The following is a 6,312-nucleotide window of genomic DNA, read 5'->3' on the forward strand; positions in this document are numbered from 1 at the left end:
GTCGACACCCAGCTATCGTCACCGTGACAAAACGACCCGGGGTGATCCCTAATCGGTTTCGCGTGTCTGATTTGCCTGATTTTGGTCCATCAGCGCGACGATGCGTTCAAGATCGTCAACCGACCCGAATTCGAGCGTGATCCGCCCCTTGCGCCGCCCCAAGTCGACCTTCACGCGAGTGTCGAACCGGTCCGAAAGCCGGTTCGCCAGTTCCTGGAGACCGGGAGCCTGGATCGGTTTGCGAGGAGCGGGCTTCGGCTTGGCCGGCTTCTCACTCTTCTTGAGCGTGACGGCTTCCTCGGTCGCGCGAACCGACATGCCTTCCGCGACGATCCGGGCGGCCAGCTCTTCCTGACTGTCGGCGTCCTCAAGGGAGAGCAGCGCCCGCGCGTGGCCCGCCGAAAGCACCCCGGCCGCGACCCGGCGCTGGACCGCGAGGGGAAGTTTGAGCAAGCGGATCGTGTTCGTGATGACCGGCCGGCTGCGCCCGATCCGGCCCGCCAGCTCCTCGTGCGTGACCGCGAATTCGTCGAGCAGCTGCTGATACGCGGCGGCCTCTTCGAGCGGGTTGAGCTGAACGCGGTGGATGTTTTCGAGCAGCGCGTCGCGCAGCATCGCCTCGTCGGCGGTCTGGCGAACGATCGCCGGGATCGCCTCCAGCTCCGCCAGCTGGGAGGCACGCAGGCGCCGCTCGCCCATGACGAGTTCGTACTCGTCGGTGCCGAGCTCCCGGACCACGATGGGCTGCATGAGCCCGAATTCGCGGATCGAGTGCTCCAGCTCGTTGAGCGCGTCCTCGTCGAAGACCTGCCGCGGCTGCTTCGGGTTCGGCTTGATCTGGCTGACCGGCACCTCGCGGTAGACCGCGCCGGCGACCGCTCCGCCGTGCGAACCGGCCGCGCCGTTGGCCGCGAACCAGCCCTTGTCGTCCGGCCCCGCGGGCTTGCTCGCGGGCGCGGACGGGACGGGGGAGCCGTTCTCGGCGGGTGCCGCCGAGCCCGGCGGCGGGCCCGTGGGGATCAGGGCGGCGAGCCCGCGCCCGAGCCCCCCTCTGCGCTCGCTCATGCCGTACCGCTCCTTTCCTTCATCTCCACCCCGCGTTGCGCGATCTCCTTGGCCGCGTCCACGTAGCTCATCGCACCCCGGGAACCCGGGTCGTACGCGAGGACCGTCTGCCCGTATCCGGGGGCCTCGGAGACCTTCACGCTGCGCGGGATCACCGTCTTGAGAACAGTGTCCCCGAAGTGGTTCCGGACCTCGTTCGTCACCTGATCGGCCAGCTTCGTCCGACCGTCGTACATGGTGAGCAGGATCGTGGAGACGCTCAGCTCGCGGTTCAGGTGCGCCTGGACGAGCTCGATGTTGCTCAGCAGCTGACCCAGACCTTCGAGCGCGTAGTACTCGCACTGGATCGGGATCAGCACCTCCTGCGCGGCGACCATCGCGTTGACGGTCAGCAGGCCGAGCGACGGCGGGCAGTCGATGAAGACGTAGTCGACGCCGATCTCGTCGAGGATCTCGGACGACAGCGCCTCCTTGAGCCGCATCTCGCGGGACGCCATGGAGACGAGTTCGATCTCGGCGCCGGCGAGGTCGATGGTCGCGGGCACACAGTAGAGGTTGGGCGACTGCTCGCTCTGGGCCGCGGCCTCGGCGAGCGACACCTCGCCGATCAGTACCTCGTAGATCGACGGCGTGCCGGAGCGGTGGTCGATGTCGAGCGCGGTGCTCGCGTTGCCCTGAGGGTCGAGGTCGATCACGAGCGTCTTGAGCCCGTGGACGGCCAGGGCGGCGGCGAGGTTCACCGTGCTCGTCGTCTTGCCGACGCCGCCCTTCTGATTGGCGACCGTCAGCACTCGCCGGCGGTTCGGCCGGGGGAGCGCACCCTCCTTGGGGTGCAGCACGCTGGCGGCGCGGACGGCTTCTTCGGCGATGGGCGTCCAGCCGAGTTCCTGGCCGGCGCTCGCAGGGTCGGACGGCGGGGGAGTCACCGGTCTCGAGCCTCCTCTGTATTAGACGTGGGAGTCGTTCTGCGTTGTTTCACGTGGAACCGGTCTAGCTACGCCTGCGCGATCGAGACGGTTTCGGGGGCAGACGATGGATCACGACGACCGTGCTCGGAACCTCGAGCACCTTGGTGCCGCACTCGAAGACTTCCGGTTCGCCACCGCCGGCCTTCCGGACGGCGACGCGATCGCGTTCGATTTCCTCTCCAGCGCTCGCTCCTTTGAGGGCGACCAGAGCACCTTCGGGACGCACCAGCGGGAGACACCAGTTCGCGAGCCGGGCCAACGGAGCGACCGCCCGGGCGGTGACGACATCCGCGTCACCGAGCTCCTCACGTACCTGCCGCTCCTCCGCGCGCCCACGGACAACGGTGATGGGGAGTTCCAGCTTCTCGGCAACCTCGGCCAGCCAGTCGACCCGGCGGGCCATCGGTTCGAGCAGAACGATATCGAGGTCCGGTCGGCTGATCGCGAGCGGTACACCCGGAAGCCCCGCACCCGAGCCGACGTCGACCACGCGGGCGCCGTCAGGGATCCGCTCGCCGATCACGGCGGAGTTGAGGACGTGGCGTTCCCACAGCCGGTCGACCTCGCGGGGTCCGATGAGCCCGCGCTCGACGCCGTGCCGCTCCAGGAGTTCGACGTAGCCGACGGCTTGCTCGACGCGGTCTCCGAATACTTCCGACGCCGCACTCCGTACCGATGCGGCGACCCCGTCCAAGCCCACTCTCGCTCCTCAACCTCGACGCCGTTTCACGTGAAACGCGCTCCACTGATTGTCCATGACGCCGACCGCAAAGCGGGGAGACAGACCGAAGTTGTGGACAACTCCACTCGCGTTCCCCGACCGGGGACGGTGGGCACGAGTGCGGCTCGACCGATTCGATCGCCGACCAGTGCGCAAGGTGTACCACCGGCACTGGCGAACCAGAGGGACCCCCGTCGCTGCCCGGGCTGTCCGCGACGCTCACCGTGAAGCACACCGGCACGACCGCGCGGGGCGACTGAGAATCTCGCTCAAGACAGCGGCCGTGGTACTCGCCGCGTTTCACGTGAAACGCCACGCGTGTAATTCGCCCCGGAAACGACGAAGCGGCCCGCCGGATGACCGGCGAGCCGCTTCGTTCGAGTTAACCGTCAGGCGGGGAAGATGACGACCCGGCGCTTCGGGTCCTCTCCTTCGCTCTCGCTCTTGACCCCGTCGACGGCGGCGACCGCGTCGTGCACGACCTTCCGCTCGAACGGGCTCATCGGCTGCAGCCGGACACGCTCACCGGAGGAGAGCACCGTCTCGGCGGTCGAGCGGCCGAGCTCGCGGAGCTCCTCGCGACGGTCCGCACGCCAGCCCGCGATGTCCAGCATCAGCCGGCTACGCGAACCGGTCTCCTGCTGCACCGCCAGACGCGTCAGCTCCTGCAGCGCCTCGAGGACGGTGCCGCGAGCGCCGACGAGCTTCTCCAGGTCTTCGCCGCCGTCGATGCTGACGATCGCGCGGCCCGCTTCGACATCGAGGTCGATGTCGCCGTCGTAGTCCAAAAGGTCGAGCAACCGCTCGAGGTAGTCACCGGCGATGTCGCCCTCCTTCACGAGGACGTCGTCGTCGACACCTCCCTTGCGAGCGGTCTCTTCAGCGGCGCCCTCAACCTCGGCCGCGCTGTTCTCCTCGGCGTCGATCGTGTCGATCGTCTCCGCCATTACTGGTCTCCTCTCCGGCCCGGATCGGCGTCAGCGACGCTTCCGGCCCGATTTCTTAGTCGAGTCCGAGATGAGACCGGGCACGTCCGCACCGTTCTCCTTCGAGCCGTTCGTGGACGACTCGGCCGTTCCGTCTTTGGCGTCCTTCTTCTCCGCGGGGGAGGAGTCGGTCTGGGCGAAACCGTGCGGCGAGCCCGCCTTCTTGACCTGACCGCCGGAGGACTGCTTGTTCCTCTTCTGCTGGACCGGCTTCTGACCGGGGCGCGGCGCGGTCGGCTTCTGACCGGGCTTCGGGCCGAGGTTCGAGCGCTTCTCCTTCTCGGCCGCCTTGCGGGCCTCTTCTTCCTTGTCGATCTTCGTGTAGACGAGGCGCTGCTGCATCAGGGTCCAGCCGTTGTTGGCGAGCCAGTAGATGAGCAGACCGATCGGGAAGAGCGCACCGAAGATGAGGACACCGAGCGGGAAGATGTACATCGTCAGCTTGTTCATCATCGCGGTCTGCGGGGTCGCCGACTCGGGGTTCTGGCGCTGGACCGAGTGACGCGCGGTGAGGTGCGTGGCGATGCTCGCAACGATCATCAGCGGGATCGCGACCGGGGCGACACCCCAGTGGAAGCCGGTCTCCGCGTTGCCACCGCTGACCATGTCGACACCGGTGTAGATGGCGTCACCGAGGTTGGTGCCGAACAGCTTCGCGTGGACGTACGACTCGACGCCGGCCTGATCGAAGAAGTAGTTCTCGGTCTTGGGGCCGCCGTACGGGTTGATGGTGAACATCCGCAGGACGTGGTTCAGACCGATGAAGACCGGGATCTGCAGCAGCATCGGCAGGCAGCTGCCCAGCGGGTTGACGCCGTGCTCCTTCTGGAGCTTCTGCATCTCCATCGCCTGGCGCTGCCGGTCGTTGGCGTACTTCTTCTGGATCTTCTTCATTTCCGGCGCGAAGTCCTGCATCTTCTTCATCGACCGGACCTGGTTCACGAACGGCTTGAACATGATGCCGCGGACCGTGAACGTGAGGAAGATGATCGCGAGGACCCAGGAGAACGCGTTCGCCTCGCCGAACACGAACCCGAAGACCTTGTGCCAACACCACAAGATGAAGGACACAGGGTAGTAGATGAAGTCGAGCACTGAGCTACTCCTCGATCGGTGTTTCAGGTCGGCGGTGGCGCCACGAGAACGTCTCGGGTACCGGGTCGCGCCCGGGCATGGTCCACGGGCCACAGCGCAGCAGGCGCCGGACCGCGAGATAAGTGCCGCGGCCGGCGCCGTGCCGGGTCAGTGCCTCGACGGCGTACGCGCTACAGCTCGGGTAGAACCGGCACGCCGGAGGAAGGAAGGGGGAGATCGCCTTGCGGTACAGCTTGATGGGCAGGAGCAGCACCCATGCCACCGGTCCGGGCCGGGCGTCTTCGGTGGTCTCGTTCTCGGTGGCTCGCATGCCGTTACACCGCTGATCCGTTGTCGGGTGGTCGCGTCTGGCGGGACTTCCCGGACAGCCCGAGGCGCCGCAACGACGCGTCGAGGTCCGAACCGAGTTCCGCGCTGGACGCGTCCGCGGCCGGAGGTAGTGCCCGTATCACCAACGAGCTGCCCGGCGGCAGTGTTCCGAGCCTGGCGGAAACAAGATGCCTCAACCGCCGGGTGACGCGGTGGCGGACCACCGAGTTCCCCACGGCCTTGCTCACCACAAAACCCGCCCGCGCCGCTTCGGCGGCATCGGGCGGGTCCGTGGTCAACGCATGGACGACGAGGCGGCGCCTGCCTGCCTTGGCCCCACGCCGCATCACGGCACGGAAATCCTCACTGCGCCGCAACCTCGCGGCGGCCGGCAGCACGACGTCCCTCGACGACGGCCGGATCAGGCGGACAGCGCGCCGCGGCCCTTGCGACGACGAGCCGCCAGGATGGCCCGGCCGGCGCGGGTCCGCATGCGCAGCCGGAATCCGTGGACCCGGGCGCGGCGGCGGTTGTTCGGCTGGAAGGTGCGCTTACCCTTGCTCACGACTAACTTCTCCTGTTTCTCGGCCGCCGGGAACGGTTCGACCCGTTCCTGGCGTGTCGTGCTGACGCACGGCAGTCTCTGGTGTCTCCTACCAACGTGTGGCCTCGTCACGTCGAGCGACGACAACGTGGGCACGCGAAACGCCCCCGCTGTATACGGGAGACCTTACGAGGGTACGCACCCACCGCCCGAGCCCGGCAGGCACCCCCTCGACCACGCACCGCGACGGTACGTGGAGAGTGATCACCGACGACGCGAGGGCATCGAATGGCAACACGCCGTACACCGTGAAATGCTTGCGCGCGAGGATGCCTTGTGGCAACGAGCGGGGCTTGTTAGCGTGCCCCTCCCGGGTTTTCGCCGAGGTGGAACGGTGCAGGCGCCCGGGTGTCCTTGGGGATGTGGAGGCGTCCCGTCGGCATACGTCGAGCCCGCAGGTGGCGTCACCGCGGGCCGCCGTACATTAGTGCACAGCTGTGGACAACTATGTGGATATTTGCTGTGCGCATGAGTCGATCGGGCCAGGATGACGCTCGACCCGGCGTTTCGGGCCGCTGAGTGATCTCGCCGCAGCGCACCGATGAGGGGAGGGGAGTCAGGCAG

Annotated in this window: 8 protein-coding genes; all 8 read right to left on the bottom strand. The window is 67.4% G+C overall.

Going from position 1 to position 6,312, the window contains the following annotated elements; all coding sequences use genetic code 11:
• Window positions 1-48: 48 nt before the first annotated feature.
• The 8 genes from ACZ1DY_RS44490 to rpmH all read right to left on the bottom strand — a co-directional run bounded on the left by ACZ1DY_RS44490 (window position 49) and on the right by rpmH (window position 5,709).
• The gene (locus ACZ1DY_RS44490; protein ID WP_034321893.1) at window positions 49-1,065 is read right to left on the bottom strand and encodes a ParB/RepB/Spo0J family partition protein; all 1,017 of its coding nucleotides are present in this window, start codon (window positions 1,063-1,065) and stop codon (window positions 49-51) included.
• A complete protein-coding gene (locus ACZ1DY_RS44495; RefSeq protein ID WP_016338354.1) occupies window positions 1,062-1,991 on the bottom strand; it encodes a ParA family protein in 930 nt (309 codons plus the stop codon). The genes ACZ1DY_RS44490 and ACZ1DY_RS44495 overlap by 4 nt, the downstream gene beginning before the upstream one ends.
• A 64-nt stretch (window positions 1,992-2,055) precedes the next feature.
• Window positions 2,056-2,733 (bottom strand): 16S rRNA (guanine(527)-N(7))-methyltransferase RsmG, encoded by a 678-nt coding sequence (rsmG, locus tag ACZ1DY_RS44500; RefSeq protein ID WP_126734756.1) that lies wholly within the window; start codon window positions 2,731-2,733, stop codon window positions 2,056-2,058.
• 410 nt (window positions 2,734-3,143) lie between these two features.
• Window positions 3,144-3,701, bottom strand: a complete 558-nt coding sequence (locus ACZ1DY_RS44505; RefSeq protein WP_126734757.1) for a Jag family protein — start codon at window positions 3,699-3,701, stop codon at window positions 3,144-3,146.
• 30 nt (window positions 3,702-3,731) lie between these two features.
• Window positions 3,732-4,835: a membrane protein insertase YidC gene (yidC, locus tag ACZ1DY_RS44510; RefSeq protein ID WP_257483545.1), complete on the bottom strand. Its 1,104-nt coding sequence runs from the start codon at window positions 4,833-4,835 to the stop codon at window positions 3,732-3,734.
• Between the two features lie 4 nt (window positions 4,836-4,839).
• Window positions 4,840-5,145, bottom strand: a complete 306-nt coding sequence (yidD, locus tag ACZ1DY_RS44515) for a membrane protein insertion efficiency factor YidD (RefSeq protein ID WP_016338357.1) — start codon at window positions 5,143-5,145, stop codon at window positions 4,840-4,842.
• A gap of 4 nt (window positions 5,146-5,149) precedes the next feature.
• The gene (gene rnpA / locus ACZ1DY_RS44520) at window positions 5,150-5,542 is read right to left on the bottom strand and encodes a ribonuclease P protein component (protein ID WP_126734759.1); all 393 of its coding nucleotides are present in this window, start codon (window positions 5,540-5,542) and stop codon (window positions 5,150-5,152) included.
• A gap of 23 nt (window positions 5,543-5,565) precedes the next feature.
• A complete protein-coding gene (gene rpmH / locus ACZ1DY_RS44525) occupies window positions 5,566-5,709 on the bottom strand; it encodes a 50S ribosomal protein L34 (protein ID WP_005154511.1) in 144 nt (47 codons plus the stop codon).
• Between the last annotated feature and the right edge of the window lie 603 nt (window positions 5,710-6,312).

The organism is Amycolatopsis sp. PSD-21 (assembly GCF_055561455.1).